At 48.9% G+C, this 19398-nt stretch carries 12 protein-coding genes; 4 read left to right on the top strand and 8 right to left on the bottom strand.

Translation table 11 applies throughout. The features are described from left to right. Nucleotides 1–52: 52 nt before the first annotated feature. Genes ACYVF1_RS04220 through ACYVF1_RS04205 form a run of 4 tightly spaced genes read right to left on the bottom strand, consistent with a single transcriptional unit; the run spans nucleotide 53 to nucleotide 6820 of the window. Nucleotides 53–1486, bottom strand: a complete 1434-nt coding sequence (locus ACYVF1_RS04220; RefSeq protein ID WP_461075932.1) for a RagB/SusD family nutrient uptake outer membrane protein — start codon at nucleotides 1484–1486, stop codon at nucleotides 53–55. Between the two features lie 13 nt (nucleotides 1487–1499). Continuing rightward, complete coding sequence (locus ACYVF1_RS04215; protein WP_461075930.1) at nucleotides 1500–5051, bottom strand: SusC/RagA family TonB-linked outer membrane protein; 3552 nt, start codon at nucleotides 5049–5051, stop codon at nucleotides 1500–1502. A 29-nt stretch (nucleotides 5052–5080) separates the two neighbouring features. Then, the gene (locus ACYVF1_RS04210; protein ID WP_461075928.1) at nucleotides 5081–6097 is read right to left on the bottom strand and encodes a FecR domain-containing protein; all 1017 of its coding nucleotides are present in this window, start codon (nucleotides 6095–6097) and stop codon (nucleotides 5081–5083) included. Between the two features lie 42 nt (nucleotides 6098–6139). Beyond that, a complete protein-coding gene (locus tag ACYVF1_RS04205; protein ID WP_461075926.1) occupies nucleotides 6140–6820 on the bottom strand; it encodes an RNA polymerase sigma-70 factor in 681 nt (226 codons plus the stop codon). A 245-nt stretch (nucleotides 6821–7065) separates the two neighbouring features. Here ACYVF1_RS04205 and ACYVF1_RS04200 point away from each other — a divergent pair, with 245 nt between their 5' ends. After that, entirely contained in the window at nucleotides 7066–9510 is a 2445-nt protein-coding gene (locus ACYVF1_RS04200; protein ID WP_461075924.1) for an NHL domain-containing protein, read from the top strand. Between the two features lie 32 nt (nucleotides 9511–9542). Here ACYVF1_RS04200 and ACYVF1_RS04195 read toward each other — a convergent pair whose 3' ends face one another. Next, nucleotides 9543–10601, bottom strand: a complete 1059-nt coding sequence (locus ACYVF1_RS04195) for a PA0069 family radical SAM protein (RefSeq protein ID WP_461075922.1) — start codon at nucleotides 10599–10601, stop codon at nucleotides 9543–9545. Nucleotides 10602–10751: 150 nt separating this feature from the next. Between ACYVF1_RS04195 and ACYVF1_RS04190 the strand changes: the two genes are divergently transcribed. Further along, nucleotides 10752–11537: a DUF3667 domain-containing protein gene (locus ACYVF1_RS04190; protein ID WP_461075920.1), complete on the top strand. Its 786-nt coding sequence runs from the start codon at nucleotides 10752–10754 to the stop codon at nucleotides 11535–11537. A 68-nt stretch (nucleotides 11538–11605) separates the two neighbouring features. Here the strand turns inward: ACYVF1_RS04190 and ACYVF1_RS04185 are convergent, their stop codons facing one another. The 3 genes from ACYVF1_RS04185 to ACYVF1_RS04175 form a co-directional block, all read right to left on the bottom strand. Beyond that, on the bottom strand, nucleotides 11606–13564 hold the full coding sequence (locus ACYVF1_RS04185) for an ABC-F family ATP-binding cassette domain-containing protein (protein WP_461075918.1): 1959 nt from the start codon (nucleotides 13562–13564) through the stop codon (nucleotides 11606–11608). 148 nt (nucleotides 13565–13712) lie between these two features. After that, nucleotides 13713–14078, bottom strand: a complete 366-nt coding sequence (locus tag ACYVF1_RS04180; RefSeq protein WP_461075916.1) for a hypothetical protein — start codon at nucleotides 14076–14078, stop codon at nucleotides 13713–13715. A 172-nt stretch (nucleotides 14079–14250) separates the two neighbouring features. Further along, the gene (locus tag ACYVF1_RS04175) at nucleotides 14251–16506 is read right to left on the bottom strand and encodes an FG-GAP-like repeat-containing protein (RefSeq protein ID WP_461075914.1); all 2256 of its coding nucleotides are present in this window, start codon (nucleotides 16504–16506) and stop codon (nucleotides 14251–14253) included. A gap of 81 nt (nucleotides 16507–16587) precedes the next feature. Between ACYVF1_RS04175 and ACYVF1_RS04170 the strand changes: the two genes are divergently transcribed. After that, nucleotides 16588–17952, top strand: coding sequence for a UDP-N-acetylmuramoyl-tripeptide--D-alanyl-D-alanine ligase (locus ACYVF1_RS04170; RefSeq protein ID WP_461075912.1), 1365 nt, complete (start codon nucleotides 16588–16590; stop codon nucleotides 17950–17952). Nucleotides 17953–18112: 160 nt separating this feature from the next. Beyond that, on the top strand, nucleotides 18113–19354 hold the full coding sequence (locus ACYVF1_RS04165; RefSeq protein WP_461075910.1) for an NHL repeat-containing protein: 1242 nt from the start codon (nucleotides 18113–18115) through the stop codon (nucleotides 19352–19354). Nucleotides 19355–19398 lie beyond the last annotated feature (44 nt).

Below are 19398 nucleotides of genomic sequence, written 5' to 3'. Positions count from 1 at the left end.
ATTTAGGCGTCAGCCAACTTTACAACCCTATAACGTTATAACCTTACAGCTCCTAATAGCCCGGATTTTGCTTGATTTTTCCTGGGTTGATGTCGATCTGGCTTTGTGGGATTGGGAACACTAACAGGTTTTCGCTGAGCGCCGTTTTGATACCAATTGCCGTTGCTTTAGCCTGCAAAACGGATAAAGCACGGCCAGTACGTACCAGATCGAACCAGCGATGTCCCTCAAACGCCAGTTCTACGCGACGTTCCTGCTCAATCGCCAACCGCATATCGGCCTGGGACGTAACGGATTTATCGGCCAGTCCAACCCGTTTACGGACCTGGTTCAGATACGGTAGCGCGTCGGCAGTTTTTCCGGTTTCGTTCAGGGCTTCGGCATACATCAATAGTACGTCAGCGTAACGTAGTACGTACCAGTTATCGTCCGCATCATTCGCCACGGTTGGTGGGTCGAGGTATTTACGGATATAATTATAATCGATCTTTACACCGCTGCTATTCGTATAGCTAGTTGCCATTGATATGGCTCTGCGCGGGTCGTTGGCTTCGTAGCTATTTACCAGATCCGTAGTTGGCTGGTTGTTTCCACCACCCCCAAACTGAATAACCGCATTGCCAGAGTTTTCAGGCGCGTAGGCGTTGGCAAAGGGGCTGCCTTCGCCCAGGTTACCTTTTTTATACTGCACCTCAAATATTGACTCCTTATTGTTTTTGTTAGCCGCTTTAAACAAATCAGCGTAGCTCGGCAGCAGCGAATACGTATTGGCATCAACCACCTCTTTCAGTTTCGTAGCTGCTTCGGCGTATTTCTTTTGGGTCAGATATACCTTTCCAAGTAAGCTTTTGGCCGCTCCTCTCGTCGCCCGGCCTACATCGGCGCCGGTGTAGCTAACCGATAGAACCGCTTCGGCATCAGTCAGGTCTTTGATGATCTGGTTGTATACATCAGCCACCGGAGCGCGCGCATAATCGTAACCCTGCAATGGATCAGTGATTTCAGTTAAAACGAGCGGTACGTCGCCGAAAACACGTACCAGATTGAAATACATCAGTGCGCGCAGAAATTTCGCTTCGCCAATGATACGTGCCTTCAGAGTTTCGTTCATCGAAACACCGCCCGCACGCTCAATAATGGCGTTGCAGCGATAAATTCCGCGATAACCATCGTTCCAGCGACCCAGCGTGTACGGGTTAGTGGTTCGAATATAGAATTTATCGAATTCGTCCTGATCCGTGACCGAACCCGATAGCACCGGGCGCGTATCGTCGGAAGGAATTTCGGAAACTACGTAAAACTGACCGTATTGTCCGTTGGCCTGAAGCGCGCCGTAAGCACCATTCAGCGCCGTTAATACGTCAGATTGCGATTTATAAAAGGACGTAGTACCAACCGCCGAGATTGGATTTAAGTCCAGAAATTTTTCTTTACAGGCTGTCAGGCTTAGCGCCACTAACCCAATAAGAATATGAATTCGTTTCATGAGAATCGAGAGATTAGAAGCCTAGATTTAAACCAATCGTGTAGGTCCGTGCCAGCGGATAGGAACCGTAGTCGACGCCCCCCGTTAACGGGCCTTCGTAGCCACTTACTTCGGGGTTGTAACCCAGATACTTCGAAACCGTTACCGGGTTCTGCACACCAGCATAGATACGTATCGACTGCACTTTTATCTTCTGCGTCAGCGTGTTCGGTACGTTATACCCCAACGTAATGTTCCGGACACGGAAGTAAGAACCATCTTCAATCCAGCGCGTCGATACTACGTTGTTGCTGCCCGTTGTGCGGGAGTTCGCGCGGGGCGTGATGCCATCGCCGGGGTCTTGTGGCGACCGCCAGCGGGTCAGTATCGTGCTCAACTGGTTGGCGTTTCCTTCCAGGTTTTCGTAGAAACGACGCGATAGGTTGAGAATTTTACCGCCCTGCACACCCTGAATCACTACGTTCAGATCGAAACCTTTGAAGGAAAAAGAATTCGTGATTCCGTAAATAAAATCGGGTTGGTTGTTACCCAGCAGAGTGCGGTCGTCGGCAGTGATTTTTCCGTCGTTATTCACATCGGCAAATTTAACGTCGCCGGGGCGGCTGTCGGCCCAGTGCGGATAACTGTCCAGATCGGCCTGATCGCGGAAGACGCCCAATTGCTGATACCCGTAAAAGCTACCTAAGGGCTGGCCGATTACCGAAATGTTGGTTTCGCCTACGCCCGTTCCGCTACGTATAGGATCGCCCGTGGGACCGAGTGCGAGCACTTTGTTCCGGTTGAACGACAGGTTCAAGTCGGTTGTCCAGCTAAAGCCTTTCGTGCCCGATGCTTCAATATTCCGGGTCGACAGCGCAAACTCCCAGCCTTTATTTTCGACCTGTCCGATGTTACGTACCGCCGAGGTGAAACCCGTTAGCGAAGGCACCTGCACCGAAAGCAACAAATCGGTAGTAGTCCGATTATAGTAATCGACGGTCAGGAAAATTCGGTTTTGGAACAAGCCTAAATCAATCCCAACATCGGTTTGGCGGCTTTTTTCCCAGCTTAGGCGTTCATTACTGATGCTACTGGTTGCCAGACCGTTCGCCAATGCGTTGCCCAGTACGTAGTTGTCTTTGCTCAACACGCCAATGGCCGGATAATTACCGAACGAATTGTTTCCTGACAATCCATAGCTAGCCCGGACTTTCAGTTCAGAAATTGTTGGAATCGATTTCATGAATGGCTCTTCGCTCACGCGCCAACCAACCGAACCCGACGGGAACGTACCAAATCGACTGGTCACACCAAACCGCGACGACCCATCACGACGTACCGATACATTGAATAGATAGCGGTCTTTGAAATTATACGTAACGCGGGCAAAATAGGAAGCTAGTGACCACTGTTCCTGAAACGACGTACCACCGATGATCGTACCGGCATTCACGGTACGTACCAGATCATTCGGGAAGTTATTGGCATTGACGCGACTTTCCTGGAAGTCGTTATTCTGAGCTTCCATCCCGATCAGTGCATCCAGATGATGTTCGGTACCAATGTCGTGCGTAAAGTTCAGCGTGTGGTTGGTTACCCAGTTGATGTTCTGCGACGTGTACGCCGATCCGGTCGATACGTTCGGGGGCAGAAGCTGGTTGAGCGGCATGGCCGAAGTCTGGTACTGATTCTGCCGGAGATAATTCAGATCAGCGCCAATTGTGCCGCGATAACGTAGCGTTTTCCAGATGGCAAATTCGGCATAGGCGTTACCCAGCAAACGAAGCTGGCTTACTTTGTTATCGGCTTCCGTAATGTTGGCTACAGGGTTGGTAATACCGGGCCAATCGTAGGGAGCCGCGTAGAAAGCCTGCGAGTTATACGTAATGCCATCGGCCTGATAAATCGGAATAAACGGCGGCAGCGACAGGGCTGCATTGATAATGCCATTATTGGCCCAGTGTCCATCCGTAGCCGTCCGGTTTTCGTCCATGTATGACGGGCTGAAGTTCACGCCAACTTTTAACTTGGAGGATAATTGAGCATCGATATTGGTACGTACTGTATACCGATTGATACCCGAGCGTTTAATAATCCCATCCTGTTTCAGGTAATTTCCCGACACGAAATACTGCACCTTCTCCGAGCCGCCCGATGCCGAAAGCTGGTAGTTACTGATGGGCGCTTTCTGGAAAATCATGTCCTGATAATCGTAATAAGCCAGGCTATTGGGGTCATCGAAGTTAACACCGGCAAATTCCCCTCGCGGATACCGATACCGCTGACCAGCCGCCCGAGCACTATTCGGATCATTGATTGAAGCGCCCGGAACCCGTTCAAGATAGGCCGCATTGAACGCATCTTTCACGAAATCAGCGAACTGCTGCGAGTTGAGCAGTGTCATTTTTTTGCTAACCTCCTGCGTACCGGTATAGTAATCGAAGTTAATACGGCTCTGCCCCGATTTGCCCCGCTTGGTCGTTACCATGACAACGCCGTTGGCTCCACGTGACCCGTAAATGGCTGTTGCTGAGGCATCTTTCAGGATGTCGATTTTGTCGATATCATTCGGATTAAGTTGGTTCAGGCCACCGGCATTCGTTAAACTACCCGAATTCAGTGGTTGCCCGTCGATAACGACCAAAGGCCCGTTACCCGCACTGATCGAACCTAACCCCCGCACTTTGATGGATGGCGCATTACCGGGAGCACCCGTATTCTGCTGAATCACAACGCCCGGCATCCGTCCGGTTAAGCCTTCTACTACGTTCGTAACGGGCTGATCCTTGATCGTCTGCGTTTTTAATGAAGCAATAGATCCAGTCAGATCACGACGGTTTTGTTGCCCATACCCCACTACCACAATCTCATCCAGCGTTTTATTGTCGCCAGCAAGTGTTACGTTCACCGTTGTGCGATTGCCGACTACAACTTCCTGCGTAGCATAACCGATGAACGAAAAGACCAGCGTCAGATTGGCCGATTGGTCGGGAACGCTAACCCGGTAGTTACCATCTGAATCGGTGGTTGTACCACGAGTTGTACCTTTCACCACAACGCTCACACCAGGTAAACCGCCACCGTTAGCTTCGTCGGTAACACGCCCACTAATGGTTTGGTCAACGGTCGTTTGCATTTCCCGCGAAGCCACCTGATTCAACGTAGCGGTTTCGAGCGGTTCAGATCCAATAGGCGATAAAGGATTGGCTCCTTCCAGCAGGGTTACTTTCTGCGTTTTGTTGACCGACAGCACTACGTATACACCCGCTTTTACTTTCGCATAACGAAGCCCTTGTGGTTTAAGGACTTTCGCCAGATTTTTTTCCAGCGAAGCACCCGGTTCAATCACCGCTGGACTCACCAGATGATCGCTAACCAGCCGATCTTCAAACAGAATATCGACCTGATAACGTGTTTTTAGTTGGCTCAATACGTCCCTCAACTGGAGCATTTGAGCAGAAGATGTCTGATAGGACATTCGAGGGTGCGCTTTGGCCACAGCCAGAAATTGCGCCAGACTGGGGTGGCCTCCTAATAGCGGCAACAGCACCAGTCCAAAACGAAAGATACGTATAGGGTACATCATGAGTGGTTTATACTAGTATTCGTTAAGAGTTAATCCGTGAACGTAACGCGATTATCCTCGCGGCTATAATTAATCTGAAGTAACTGTGCTACCAGTTGCAGGACTTCATTGGCATCTCGCGCCGGAAATGAACCCGAAATGGTGCGATCAGCCAGTTGCTCATGCTTGATTGTGACCTGCAATCCGTAATTTTCGTGAAGCATATTGGCAATTTCACGTAGCGACGTCAGTTCGAACGTAAAGCGATGCTGTTTCCACGAAGCCATCGCTTCGGGGTGCGCCGTCTTGACCAGTGCCAATTGTCCCTTTCGGTCGAACGTGGCTAAATCGCCGGGTTTCATGAGCAAAGGTTGTTGGTGAACTCGGGGCATCGTGAGTTGCACACGTCCGGAACGTAGCGCCACCCGCGTATTACGTTCGCGGCTAAACACCGTGAACTGCGTACCTAATACCGTTACGTTCAGCCCCTTTGGCGTCAGGACAACAAAGCGCTGTTGATTGGGGAGATGACGTACTGAGAAATCAGCTTCACCAGTTAAGAAAACGGTACGTACCGGTTGCTTTCCGCCAAGCGTCCATTGCCCAATGCCTATTTTCCGGCCAAACCAGCGCGCATAACGTAGCGACGAATTGGCGTTTAGCGTAACGGCAGACCCATCGGGCAAGGTTACACTACGTGTCTCGCCGAATCCAGTCTGAACTGTTTCATAGAAAAGATTTTCCCGAAACAACCAGCCTCCTAGCCCAAACACCAATATAACCGACGCTGCCGCTAACCAGATCTGGCCGATTCTTCTCTGCCGAACAGCGGGCGGTGGCTCGTCAATCAGGGACTGTCCCACTACGTCTCTGGCCACTTTGTCAAAAGCTACCTGCCAGTTGGCATCCATTTGTAGCTGAGTCAGTTCCCATTCGTGCAGCCACTCGTAGTAGTGTTCGCGATTGTCTGGTTCGGCCAGCCACTGCTCAACTGCCTTCTTCTGTAACGGACTAACCCGACCCGAAAAATAGTCGAACAGCACCGTTTTGTTGACGATATTTTCCATAACTGACGTTTGCAGGGTGGACACAAGTCGACGCTTTTACCCTTAGTGGGTTACTAAAAAAAAGAGAGAAGCAAGCCCGATAAAAATCTGACGCAACTGCTTTAGGGCACGCGCCATATGAGCTTCAACTGTCTTGAGCGCCAGCCCAAGCTCGTCGGCGATTTCCTGATTTTTTCGGTTTTCGAACCGGCTCATCAGAAAAATCCGCTGGCATTGTGGGGGTAATTCCTGAATAGTTTTTTCGAGACGCTGATACGTTTCGTCGTATTCGACCAGCGTTTGCGGAGTTTCGGAGAGCAGCAATTCTGGTACATTGTCAAGCGATACGGGCGTCCGGTTGCCGGTTAGTTCGTCGCGCAGGTAGTTGTAGGCCCGATGGCGTACGGCTGCGTAGAGGTAGGTTCGGTAGGTATGCTGGACCGCTACGTATCCACCTGTTTTCCAGAGCTGATAGAACACTTCACCAACCAGATCTTCAGCTACTTCGCGGGTGTAAACGAAACGTAGCGCATGGCTGCAAAGCGGTCGGTAATACAGCCGAAATAACGTTTCGAAACCCTGCTCGGGTGAGTTTTCAAAAGCCTTTCGGACAATGTGTTCATTATCGACAATTGATACGTTCGCATCCGTCGGGTGGAGCGGTCGGAGACGGTTTTCCGGATTTTGGGATGGTAAACCTTCAGCTTCATTCATCGGATGGGCGTTCAGATACCGGAATGACACAGATAAGCCGTTTTACCCTTAGTCGCTTCGGAGGAATTATGAAGAAATTTCTTGTTAAAATTAAATCCTCATGTGGCCTTTTGATGAGGCAATCATATATTTGGGTTACTATATATATTTTCTAGGCGCTATAATGATTGTATACTTTTTTCAATAACACAAATAGATTGGTACTCCATCATTATTTTCTTCTGGACGCATCAAACAAGTAAACTTACTTTTTCTATTACTAATCCAATCTTTCTGTGGTTCGAACTTTTACTCTCCTTTCAGGAATACTCATCGCATTTCTTTGCCTATCACTTCACCTGGCTTACGCTCAGGTAGTCACAACCATCGCTTCCGGCACGAATAATGGGGATGGTCAATCGGCTCTTAATGCGGGTTTCGGAGGGCCGTCTGCTATTGCCTTTGATCAGTCAGGTAATAAATACATAGTAGATAGCGACGTCTTTGGGGTTAGAAAAATTAACGCTAGTGGCATTATTACTACTCTATCAGGTAGTCTTCCAGCAAACGATTTGGGATATGATGAAGCGCTCGGCGTTGCCGTTGATGCTTTGGGAAGGGTATACATAGCTGACCTTCACCATAGTCGCGTCCGCCGGATAGATCCTAATGGAACATACACGATTGTTGCTGGAACCGGTAATAATGGCTCTAGTGGAGACGGAGGACCAGCCGTCAATGCTGCTATAGACCCGCGTAATGTAGCGCTGGATAATGCCGGCAATCTGTACATTACAGATTATCAAAATAACCGTATTCGTAAAGTCGATGTAAATGGCATCATTACAACAGTAGCCGGTAATGGAGCGGGTGGTTTCAATGGTGATGGCGTATTAGCGACCAATGCCCGATTATCTTTTCCCAGTGCTGCCGTTGTCGATAATATGGGCAACTTATTTATCGCCGATTCCTACAACAATCGGGTTCGTAAAGTCGACGTCAATGGAATCATCACTACGGTGGCTGGTACTGGAGCTCTTCAATCTGGCGGTGATGGTGGATTAGCAGTCAATACACCGCTATTACAACCTGAAGACGTAGCAGTAGATGGATCGGGTAATATTTACATTGCGGAATTCAATGCACGTATTCGGAAAGTGGGCGTGGATGGTATAATTACTACTATAGCCGGAAACGGTACGTTTGGTTTTAAGGGCGACGGTGGGCTAGCGGTAAATGCTTTATTTGGGCGTAGATCGAGAGTTGACGTTGACCCTTCAGGAAACATTTACGTTTCAGATCGTGAAAACGGTAGAGTACGACGTATCACCAGCGATGGGATGATCAATACAATAGCGGGTGGCTTTAGTGGCGATGGCGGACAGGCGACGAATGCCTTCATTCGAAAACGATATTTCTTGAACAGTCCTTCTAATTTAACCGTCGATAAGCACGGTAATGTGTACGTATCCGATCGATTTGGGGATCGCATCCGCAAAATTACACCGAATGGGCTTATCAGTACTGTTGCCGGTGATGGAGGAAAAGGTTACACCGGTGATGGTGGCCCCGCTACAATAGCACAACTTCAACATCCTCGCGGTATCGGTTTTGATTCTACCGGCAATCTTTACATTGTAGATCAGTATAATACGCGACTACGCAAAGTTGATGTAAATGGTGTTATCTCTACCGTAGCCGGTAGCGGAGAGGCTAACTTTATAGACAATCAGATCAACTTAAGCAGTGCTGATTTTTATAATTCGAACGGGATGGCCGTTTCAAAAAACGGCACTGTTTATATACCTACATTTTGGTGCATTCTAAAAATTACGCCAGCGGGTGTTATTTCTATTGTGGCAGGACGGCAAAATAACGGCGGCTTTAGTGGCGACGGCGGCCTGGCTACTAATGCACAATTGAATAACCCCTCAAGCGTCACACTTGATAAAGACGAAAATCTGTACATTACCGATACAAGTAATGGTCGTATACGGAAAGTTGATGCTAACGGTATCATCACCACAGTAGCAGGCAATGGCAATACAGGTTATGGCGGAGACAATATTCCAGCAATTAATAGCCCTCTATATTATCCATACGAAGTAGCTTTCGACCCTACCGGTAACATGTTTTTTTCAGAATCCGGCCGGATTCGTAAAGTCGACAGAAACGGAATAATAACCACAGTAACAGAAGCCGGTTTATTGAATAATCCCAACGGTATTACAACTGATGGTGCTGGAAACCTGTATATCGCTGACACAGGCAATCGGCGTATACAGAAAGTCACATATCCCATTCAGCCTACGCTGACCATCAATCGAACCACCAACTGCTCACCCACCTCGCTTACTATTACAGCACAGCCTTCGGGTGAAGGATTCTCCTATCAGTTTGGCCCCGGCGCTACCCAGATCGGGAACACCAACCAGGCCGTGGTCACTACGTCAGGAGTCTACTCCGTCACCGTTTCTACGCCTGTTTTCGGTTCGCCAGCGGGTTCCACTTCACTCTCTGTGTTGACCGAGCATATGTACACCGTTAAAGCGGGCAGTTGGAATGACCCAACCGTGTGGTCGTGTGGCAGCGTCCCTGACGCCACGCGAAAAGTACAGCTTCTACACGTAGTGAATCTTCCCGCCAGCTATCAGGCAGAAGCACAACGTATCAAATACGAAACTGGAAGTAAATTGAACGTAGCAGCAGGGGCAAAGCTGCTACTTCCCTCGGCTCCTTAAGCAAGGCGTTACGTTCCTAGTAATAGAACCTGCTACGTATCAAACAAGCCGATTTGTCCAGCGGGGCGGAATAAGGACGTTGTTAACGTAGCGGGTTCGCGGCCAGCGAGATACTTCTGGCAGGCAATGCGGTGAAGCTGCGCGATGTGTTGGGCATAGATGCCCTCTCCTTCCATGCGTGTGTTGAAGCGTGAATCGCTCAACTGACCGCCATGACAATCCGCAATCTGATTCAAAATGCGCTCCGCGCGGTCGGGGAAGGTTTGCTGTAGCCAATCTGTGAAAAGTGGACCTAATGCTCCGTTCAGACGTACCACGGTATAAGCTGCCCAACTAGCTCCCGAATTAGCCGCTTGTTCGATGAGTTTTGGTATTTCGTGGTCGTTCAGGCTGGGAATAATGGGTGCCGTCATAATGCCAACCGGTACGCCCGTCTGATGCAGTTTACTCATCGTTTTGAACCGTTGCACTGCCGTAACGGTACGTGGTTCCATCAGTAATCTCAGACTTTCATCGAGGGTGGTGATGGAAATCGCAACATTCACCAGATTCAGTTTGGCCAGTGGTTCGAGAATATCTAAATCACGTAGTATCAACGCATTTTTGGTAATGATGCCGACCGGATTTCGATACCGCAGGCAAAGAGCAAGCATCTTCCGCGTCAGCTGATACGTTCGTTCGGCGGGTTGGTAGCAGTCGGTATTTCCCGAAAAATGAATGACGACGGGTTTGTAGGAGCGCGACTGAAATTGCTTTTCGAGTAAGGTCGGAGCATTTTTCTTGACCATAATTTTACTCTCAAAATCAAGCCCCGCCGAAAATCCCCAATACTCATGGGTAGGGCGGGCGTAGCAGTAAATGCAGCCGTGTTCACACCCCTGATACGGATTAACAGACGCTACAAATCCGATATCCGGACTCTTGGGGTAGCTAATAATTTGCTTGGGCGTTTCCTCAAAAAACTGCGTTTTTACGGTCGGAGGAGGGAAGTCATCAACAGGCAATTCCTGTTCATCCGGCTCATACTGATGCCGCGCATATTTATTATCCGTATTAAACTGCGCTCCCCTGCCCTTTTTATAGTCGCCCATGGTCAACAAATAAAATGCAATTATATTTTACTTGTATTATATAAGCAATATTTTGTGAAACATTTTAGTAGTTCTACAGCAGCAATTGACTAACTCGTTAATTTAACGGAGATTACGAAAACCTCGGGCTTATCAGCAAACCTGTTCTTTATGGAAAAGTGCCCCAACTGTTCGACTGATCTCACAAGTGGTTTTATTTACTGTCCAACCTGCGGTCAAACTACCGACCTACCGCGTTTCCAGATTCGCCATATTCTCAACGAGTTTTTTCAGGCCATTTTCAGCGTCGACCGGGGTGTTCTGTTTCTCATCAAAAACCTTACAACGCAACCGGGCACTACGGCATGCGAATATGTTCTTGAGAAGAAGCGAAAAAAATACTTTAACCCATTCTCATTTCTGCTGCTCGTATTAGGGCTTAATTTATCCGTTAACATTTTGGTAAAACCCTATACTGTTCGGTTTCCAGAATCGAAAAACCCGAGTCAGCACATAACGCCCGACGTTCCTAAAGACATGCTGCCTTACGTTGAACGTCGTCGGCAAGCGACGCTTTTCATCGAGGAAAATATAAATTTTATTGGGCTGGCGGCTATTCCAGTTTTCGCATTTGTGTTCTGGCTCTGCTTCCGCCGAAGCGGCATCAATTACGCTGAACATCTGGTTGCACAGGTCTTTTTTGCGAGTTTTTTCTCGCTGGTGAGTATCCTAGTGACGCTGGTATTTGGCCTGGCTCTGAAGCAGTTTCTTCCTTTCCTGAATAGAATACTTTTACTTTTCCAATTAGTTTATCTATCTATTGCTTATTACCATTTTTTGAACTTCCATACATTAACCGGTTACCTCAAAACAATTTTATCGACTTTAGCTGCCCTTGTAAGTTGGGTTATCATATCGGGTGGGGCGGTTTTCCTTTACATAAAATTTGGTGGGTAACCGATATACATACAAAAGCCGCTGCGTATCTCCGCTGCGGCTTTATGACTAAAAACGATACGTTGGTGCTAGGCCAATTTCTTCTCCCACTTTTCAGCTTCGAGCATGGCCGTTTCCCACTCGTCCTGAAGCTGGTCAATTTCCGTTTTAACGCGGTGGTATTCGTCATTTTTCGCCTGCATCAGCTTGCTGTCGCCGTAAGTCGTTGGGTCTGCCAGTTCGGTTTCAAGCCGTTTTTTGCGGTCTTCTAACTGGGCAATCTTTGATTCAGATTCCTCCGCCTGCTGCGTCAGCTTTTTCAAGGTACGTTGCCACTCTTTCCGCTCATCGTCATTCGACGTAGTGCGCGGTTCTGACGACGGAGCAACAGAAGCCTTGGGCGCTGACTGAGTTTTGTTTCCAGACGTACCATTAGCGCTTTCCTGCTCTTTCCGCTCTTCCATCCACCACTCGTACTCATCATACGTACCGGGGTATTCCTTGATTTGCTCGTCTTCGATATACCAGATTTTGTTGGCAATCTGCGACACGAAATACCGGTCGTGGGAAACCACTACGTAGGTGCCTTCGTATTGCTCGAGCGCCTGAATCAGAATGTTTACCGACTGCATGTCAAGGTGATTGGTCGGCTCATCGAGCAGCAGAAAGTTGGCTTGTGAAAGCAGCACCTTCGCCAGCGCTACCCGTGATTTTTCGCCCCCCGACAGTACTTTAATTTTCTTGAAAACTTCGTCGTTGGAAAACAGGAAGCAACCTAAAACGCCACGTAGTTCGCCTTCGGTTTTTGTCGGGTTAGCGTGTTTCAATTCATCGAGCAACGTATCATCGACACTCAACGATTCGAGCTGGTGCTGAGCGTAGAAGCTGAATGATACGTTATGTCCCAACTGACGCTTGCCATCGTTCAGCGGCTCCGAACCCGAAATGATACGTAGCAGCGTCGATTTACCACGTCCGTTGGCACCAATAAGGGCCACTTTATCACCCCGTTCCAGCCGGATATCGGCGTGAGTCAGGATCTTTTTAGGCCCGTAATGTTTGGTAATATCGTCGAGGTGAAGAATATGGCGGCCTGGTTGAGTCGAGAACTGAAATTTGAAGTTCACCCGCGCCGACTCGTCAATTACGGCGTCAACCAATTCCATACGAGCGAGTTGTTTCACCCGGCTCTGCGCCTGCTTGGCTTTGGTGGCTTTCGCCTTGAAACGTTCGATGAAGCGTTCAGTCTGCCGGATTTTTGCCTGCTGGTTTTCGTAAGCACCTTTCTGGATTTCGTTACGTAACGCTTTCTCTTCCAGATAGAACGAATAGTTTCCGGCGTAATAATTCAATTTCGCATTCGCCACTTCGACCGTTACGTCGATAACGTTATCCAGAAATTCGCGGTCGTGCGATACCACAATAACGGCCCCTTCGTAGGTCTGGATGTATTTTTCTACCCACTGAATCGATGGTAGGTCAAGGTGGTTGGTCGGCTCATCGAGCATGAGCAGCGAGGGCTTCTGCAATAGCAGTTTAGCCAGCATCACCCGCATCCGCCAGCCGCCCGAGAAGGTACGTAGCGGTTTTTGCAGATCCTCGGTCGAGAAACCAAGTCCTTCCATGATTTCTTCTGCCCGCGACTGTACGGTATAGCCATCGAGGGCATCGAATTCTTCCTGAACCTTACCGAGTTTGTCGACGAGTTCGTCCCGATAATTGGTTTCCATTTCGTGGAGCAACTCGTCAATCTGCTTTTGCAGCTGATTTTGCCGTTCGAACGCCTGCATGGCTACCGACAAAATCGAATCGTCGGTCTGATACGACAGCAAATCCTGATTGAGAAAACCGAGTGTTACGTCGCCAGCTTTGGAGATGGTGCCACCGTCGGCCTGATATTCGCCATTGATGATACGTAGCAGGGTGGATTTACCTGTTCCGTTCAGCCCAATGAGCCCTATTTTCTGATTTGGTTTGATGTGGAGCGAGGCATTTTCGTAAAGTGCCCGGCTACCGAGGTAGTACGAGAGATTGGTAATCGAAATCATACTACAAATTTACGCAATACGCGTTACGAAAGCAGAGAAGTTGTAAGGTTATAGGGTTATAAAGTTGTAAAGTTGGCTCCGCATCGCGTAAAACTTTACAACTTTATAACCCTATAACCTTACAACTTCTCTGCGTCGCAACCCTCTGCTAGTACCGTTCGTTCCCTTCGTCTTCCTCCTCGGCCAACTCCGTGATTTCTTCGTCTATGTCATCATCCGACAGGTCGCTGTTGGCCAGATCGTTCGGAAACTCGTCGGGTTCTTCGTCGTTCGATAGTTCATCGGTGGCATGACGCGCCGTTACGTTATCGGTATAAAGCAACGTATCAGAAGCTTCATCGCTGCCCTGATTATAGGCGTCGGGCTGATTATTTACTCCCAGACCCGCATAGACAGTCGCTTCTTCATCTTCGTTGTTTGGCGGTAAATCGTTGTTCTGTGGAGACAAGCCTTTCAGCGAATCACCGAACGATTGATCGGGGCTTTGATTATCTGCATTTGACGTATTTTCCATGGTTGAGTATTGTTTAGGCGGCCGAAAAGTTGCTGTAAACGTACCTTTAGACCTGTTCATTGCTACGTCAAATAACCCTGGCTGGGGAAAAGTGTTTTCAGGGAAATTCCTTAGAAGCAATTTTCAACTCCTAAATTCCTTGAAAGTGATTTAGGGATTGAAAACTAATTTCTTACTTCCAGACCACCACTTTCTGCACCATGGGCGCCCTATTATCAGAAACCAAACGTAGCAGATACGTAGCGTCTGGCAGATTGCCCAGGTCGATGGTGGTTTCTACGCCCGCCTGAATAGATTGCCCTTCCAGCATGCGCTGACCGGATATGGAGAGCAATTCGATACGTCCGTCGTGGGGCGCGCGGATGGTCAGGTAACGGTCCGTTGGGTTAGGGAACGCCCAGGGCCCGATGGGTTCTTCTACGGGGCCAGTGCTCGTTACTACGCGCTGCGAGGTATTTTTTAGATAGCGCAGCCCTCCCCCCGTGCTTCCGAGCATCAAATCGGGCAGTTGGTCACCATCGAGGTCGGCGGTTGCGGCAATCAATCCTGAGCCGGGATTACCAATGGCTGGCAGCGAATCGAGCAGGACAAACGATTGGGTAATGGGTTCCGGAAATTGATATACGTACACAGTGCCATTGTCGGCAGCGGCTATCAGTTCGTTTTTTTGATCGCCATTCACGTCAACCACTGCCAGCGAACGTGCTTTTGCGTAGATATAATCATCGGTGGCGATGCCGCCAAACTTCTGATTTTGCAGTTGAAGCGTGGGAGCGGTGGCCGTACCGGTATTTCGATAATACTGAATCGTGCCAAAGGCCGAACTGCTGATGAGTGCGTCAGGCTTACCATCGCGATCGACATCGGTAATGGTCAGCAAATCGCCCGCGATCATGATGTCGGGTACAGGCCAGCGAACAGCTTTAGCCAGATCATATTGCGCAGGAGCGCCTTTAGCCGCTGCGTTGAAAAACACCCGAACATTGACTTCCCCGGCCATTAAATAGGTCAGCACTAAATCCATGCTGCCGTTATTATCGACATCGGTAAATGAAGGTACTGTATTGCTGAAAGCCAGCGACTTACTCAGCCCTAAATAATCGGTTGTGACAAGTACAAAAGCCGGATTCTGTAACGTGCCTTTGTTTTCAAAATGCCATAGACTGGCCTTATAATCTTTTCCGACGCCGACACCTCCATACCCAACCAGCATATCCAGGTCACCATCGCCATCCAGATCGGCCAGCGCGGGGGCCGCCCGTTCGCCCAAATCAAGCATGTCGTTTTGCAGGAAATCTTTTTGGACTAACTGAAAGTCAGGCTTTTGATTCGTGCCTTTGTTCTTGTAAAACCATCCCGACGAACGAAAGTCAAACACCAGTCCGTCGTTCAGGCTCACATTGGGCGACGCCAGCAAATCTTTAGTACCATCGCCGTCAACATCTTCCCAGAACGTAGCCGGAAAGGCCGGAAACGCAATTGGATTCTGCGCCGGATATAAACTGTCGTAGCTTGTATAATCAACTTTGGCGTTGTTGGGTCCTCCGCTACGTAGTCGTGCTACGTTCTCGCAGCTCACAAAACCAAACAATAAATCCTTGTTGCCATCGCCATCCGTATCGATCACCGTCAACGTATTACCGGTATGCATGGGCCGCGCACCCGACGGTTTTTTCACGGCAATTTTTGGTTCTGCAATACTCAGATCCTGATCGCACTGGATACCGAAAACGAAGTCGTTGCAGTATTCTTTCTGGAAATGGCCCCAACACAAACCGCCGTTTCGTTTAAAATCCAGCCCGTCTTTTTTGCCGGTACGTTCGACGCTCATGTTTTGCTGATAAGACACTACGTTCCCGCCCGAATCGAACGTAATGATGTCAATATCACCATCGTCGTCGAAATCGGTAATGGCCGGAATATCGGTTGATGCCACAAAAAGCGATTGACGACCGCTGAACCCTTCGGTCTGAATCGGGTCGGCTACCAGCGTGAATTTCACCTGCCCATTCTGCGAATCATTGTGAAATAACCGAACGCCCGACCGATACGTAAACAGATCTTTCCGGCCATCCTGATCGTAATCAACCAGCAACAGCCAGCTCGACAATTTAGCCGGGAAAGCGGCTTCGTATTCGGGAGCGTGACGCCAGGCCGTACCCGTACCCGTTGGGTTGTCAATAGCAACGAACGTACTGACTTTACTGGTCATCCGGTCGAACACAACCAGATCGTCGCGGTTGTCATCATTGAGCCGCATGGTTGAATACTGCGTGGCATTGAGTCCGCCCGCCCAGGGGTTCAGCAACGTGCGACCGTTGACCGTAACGGTGGGAGTCTGGTCGTAGCGAAACGAAATTTTTCCACCCGATTGAGCCAACACGCTCAGGGTTGTTAAACAGAACAGAAGCGTAAACGCCTTTTTCATCTAATTTTGGGCTTCACAAATTCGACGCCGTCATCCATTGCCCCGGCGATTCAGAAAGAAGAACGAACAGAGCCCTCATTTATGTCTATGGACATACAGTCAACTACCCAACTCTATCAGAAATTTCAGGAATGCACAGGCGTTTCGACCGATACGCGACGTATCACGCCCGATTGTCTGTTTGTGGCGCTCAAAGGAGCCAGCTTCGATGGGAATCAGTTTGCGGTTCAGGCGCTGGCGTCGGGAGCCCGTTACGCCCTCATCGACGACGTAGCGGTTTGGCAACAGAGCCAGCCTGCTGACCAGAATCGGCTTCTACTAGTAGCAGACTGTCTGACAGCGCTTCAGGATCTGGCCCGCCATCACCGACAAACCTTTACCTTCCCGGTGATTGGTCTCACAGGTTCTAACGGCAAGACGACGACCAAAGAATTGATTGCGGCTGTTCTCTCCAAAAAATACCGCACTTATGCTACAATTGGCAACCTGAATAATCACATTGGTGTACCGCTCACTCTACTGGCGATACGTAGCGACGGAGCAACCGAGCCTTATGAAATGGCAGTGGTAGAAATGGGGGCCAATCACCAGAAAGAAATTGAACTGCTTTGCTCAATTTCCCAACCTACGCACGGCTTGATTACTAACGTAGGGAAAGCGCATCTGGAAGGATTCGGCGGTGTGGAAGGCGTTCGGAAAGGGAAAGGCGAATTGTTTGATTACCTGATTCAAAACGGACGTGCCGCGTTCATCAATTCCCGTGATAAAGTACTCACGGCTATGTATCGGGAGCGACTGAAGACGTATCGCCCTGATGAACAGACAGGCGAAGTCGTTTTTTACCCCGCCGTTACGTCCGACGAACAGCCAATTGAGTTGATTCAGGAATCGCCTTTCGTTACGTACCGTGCTACGTCGGGCGAAACTATCACAACGCATCTGCCCGGTCAGTACAATTTTGAGAATATGCTGGCCGCCCTGGCCATCGGTGATTACTTTGGCGTTACGTCCACCGAGGCTAACCGCGCCGTCGCTGACTATAACCCGACTAACAACCGGTCGCAGGTGGTTAGCAAAGGAACGAATACGGTGTTGCTCGACGCGTACAACGCCAATCCAAGTTCGATGGCAGCGGCTGTCCGGCAGTTTGCGGCTATGTCGGCCAAACGCAAAGCCGTCATTCTGGGCGATATGTACGAACTCGGCCCCGAAAGCCAAGCCGAACACGCTGCACTCGGAAAACTAATCGCGGAAGGCAAGTTCGATCTCGTGATTCTGGCCGGAAAAGACATGAAATACGCGCTGGCATCCTTGCCCAAAGCCTACTATTTCCCCGACAAATTTTCGCTGCACAACTGGCTCATGGATAACCCCATGACTGATACGCACGTATTAGTAAAAGGCTCCCGGGGCATGAGTTTAGAGTCGGTAGTGCCGTTTATTTAGGCAGGCTTTTCACGGGGTGCTACGTTATTTCTGAAAACAACCATCATCTGTAACTTTTCTCAGATAAACTTATATCTTTGATGGCTTTGTAAAGCTACTGGCGAGATTTTTTGTCAGCAAGCATCTTTATTTATCGAATACACACCCTAGCTTATCATCCATGCCATTTTCTTTACGTATTTCTTTCTGTTCCAATTTATTTGCCCTTCTTTTTTTAAGCTCACTCTTCTCACTACAGTCAATTTCACTCCACGCCCAAATCATCACAACCGTAGCAGGAAATGGTACGTCTGGCTATAGTGGGGATGGAGGACCGGCGATTGCGGCTAGCATGACATTCCCTACTGATTTAGTTGTAGATAAAAAAGGGAATCTACTCATTGTCGATCAGTCCAATTGGAATATCCGAAAAGTGACGCCAGAAGGCACCATTACCACACTGGCAATAAGTAATTCCACTACAACTGGCGCAGGCTTATTTTACCCAACTGGAATAGCGCTTGATGCTGATGGCAATATATTCATTGCTGATCGTGCACGCCAGCGGGTTTGCAAATTGGACACGAATGGTGTGCTTACTACCGTTGCAGGTAATAGCGTCATTGGTTTTAGTGGCGATGGTGGCCCAGCTGTAGCAGCTAAACTGAACTATCCCAACAACGTAGCGGTCGATAGTCTGGGAAATCTGTACATCTCCGATGAGGAAAACTATCGTATCCGCAAAGTCGATACGAATGGTATCATTACAACGGTGGCTGGCACAGGCGTGTCGGCGTTGAGTGGCGATGGCGGTCCCGCAATAGCTGCTACACTCAATCATACAAGAGGGTTAACTATCGATAAAAATGGGAATTTATATATTGCCGACAGTGGCAATAATCGCATCCGAAAGATAGACCCGAATGGGATCATCACGACCGTTGCAGGGAGTACTCAGCTCTATCAACCCAATGACGTAACTATAGACATCGCTGGTAATTTGTTTATTGCTGAAAACCAGAATAATTGCATCCGTGTGGTAGATACGTATGGGATCATGACAACGGTTGTGGGCAATGGATTATATAGTTTTAGCGGAGACGGTGGTTATTCAGAAAGAGCCTCACTCAGGACCCCCGTAGGTGTAACCTTTGACAGTCGTGGTAATCTGTTCATCGCCGATTTTTGGAACTATCGCGTCCGTAAAGTGACGGGACTCATCATCAGTAAGCAAACAGGTTCCTGGTTAAATAATAGCCTCTGGAATTGTCAGTGTACGCCAACAATCGAGAGTTCAGTAACCATCTTGCCCGGCCATAATGTAACGGTGAGTGAGCCAGTTCAAGCCAGGACCATAAAGCAGTATGGCTATTTAACTCTCACCCCAAACAGTAAGATTACCTTCCCAAGCCGAGGATTCTAATCAGTTCTACCTTTCAAAATAGTCAATAATTCCTACCCAACTTA

This window comes from Spirosoma flavus, assembly GCF_054778555.1.
Note: the sequence above shows the minus strand (reverse complement) of the source record. Positions and strands in the feature narration are given on the sequence as shown.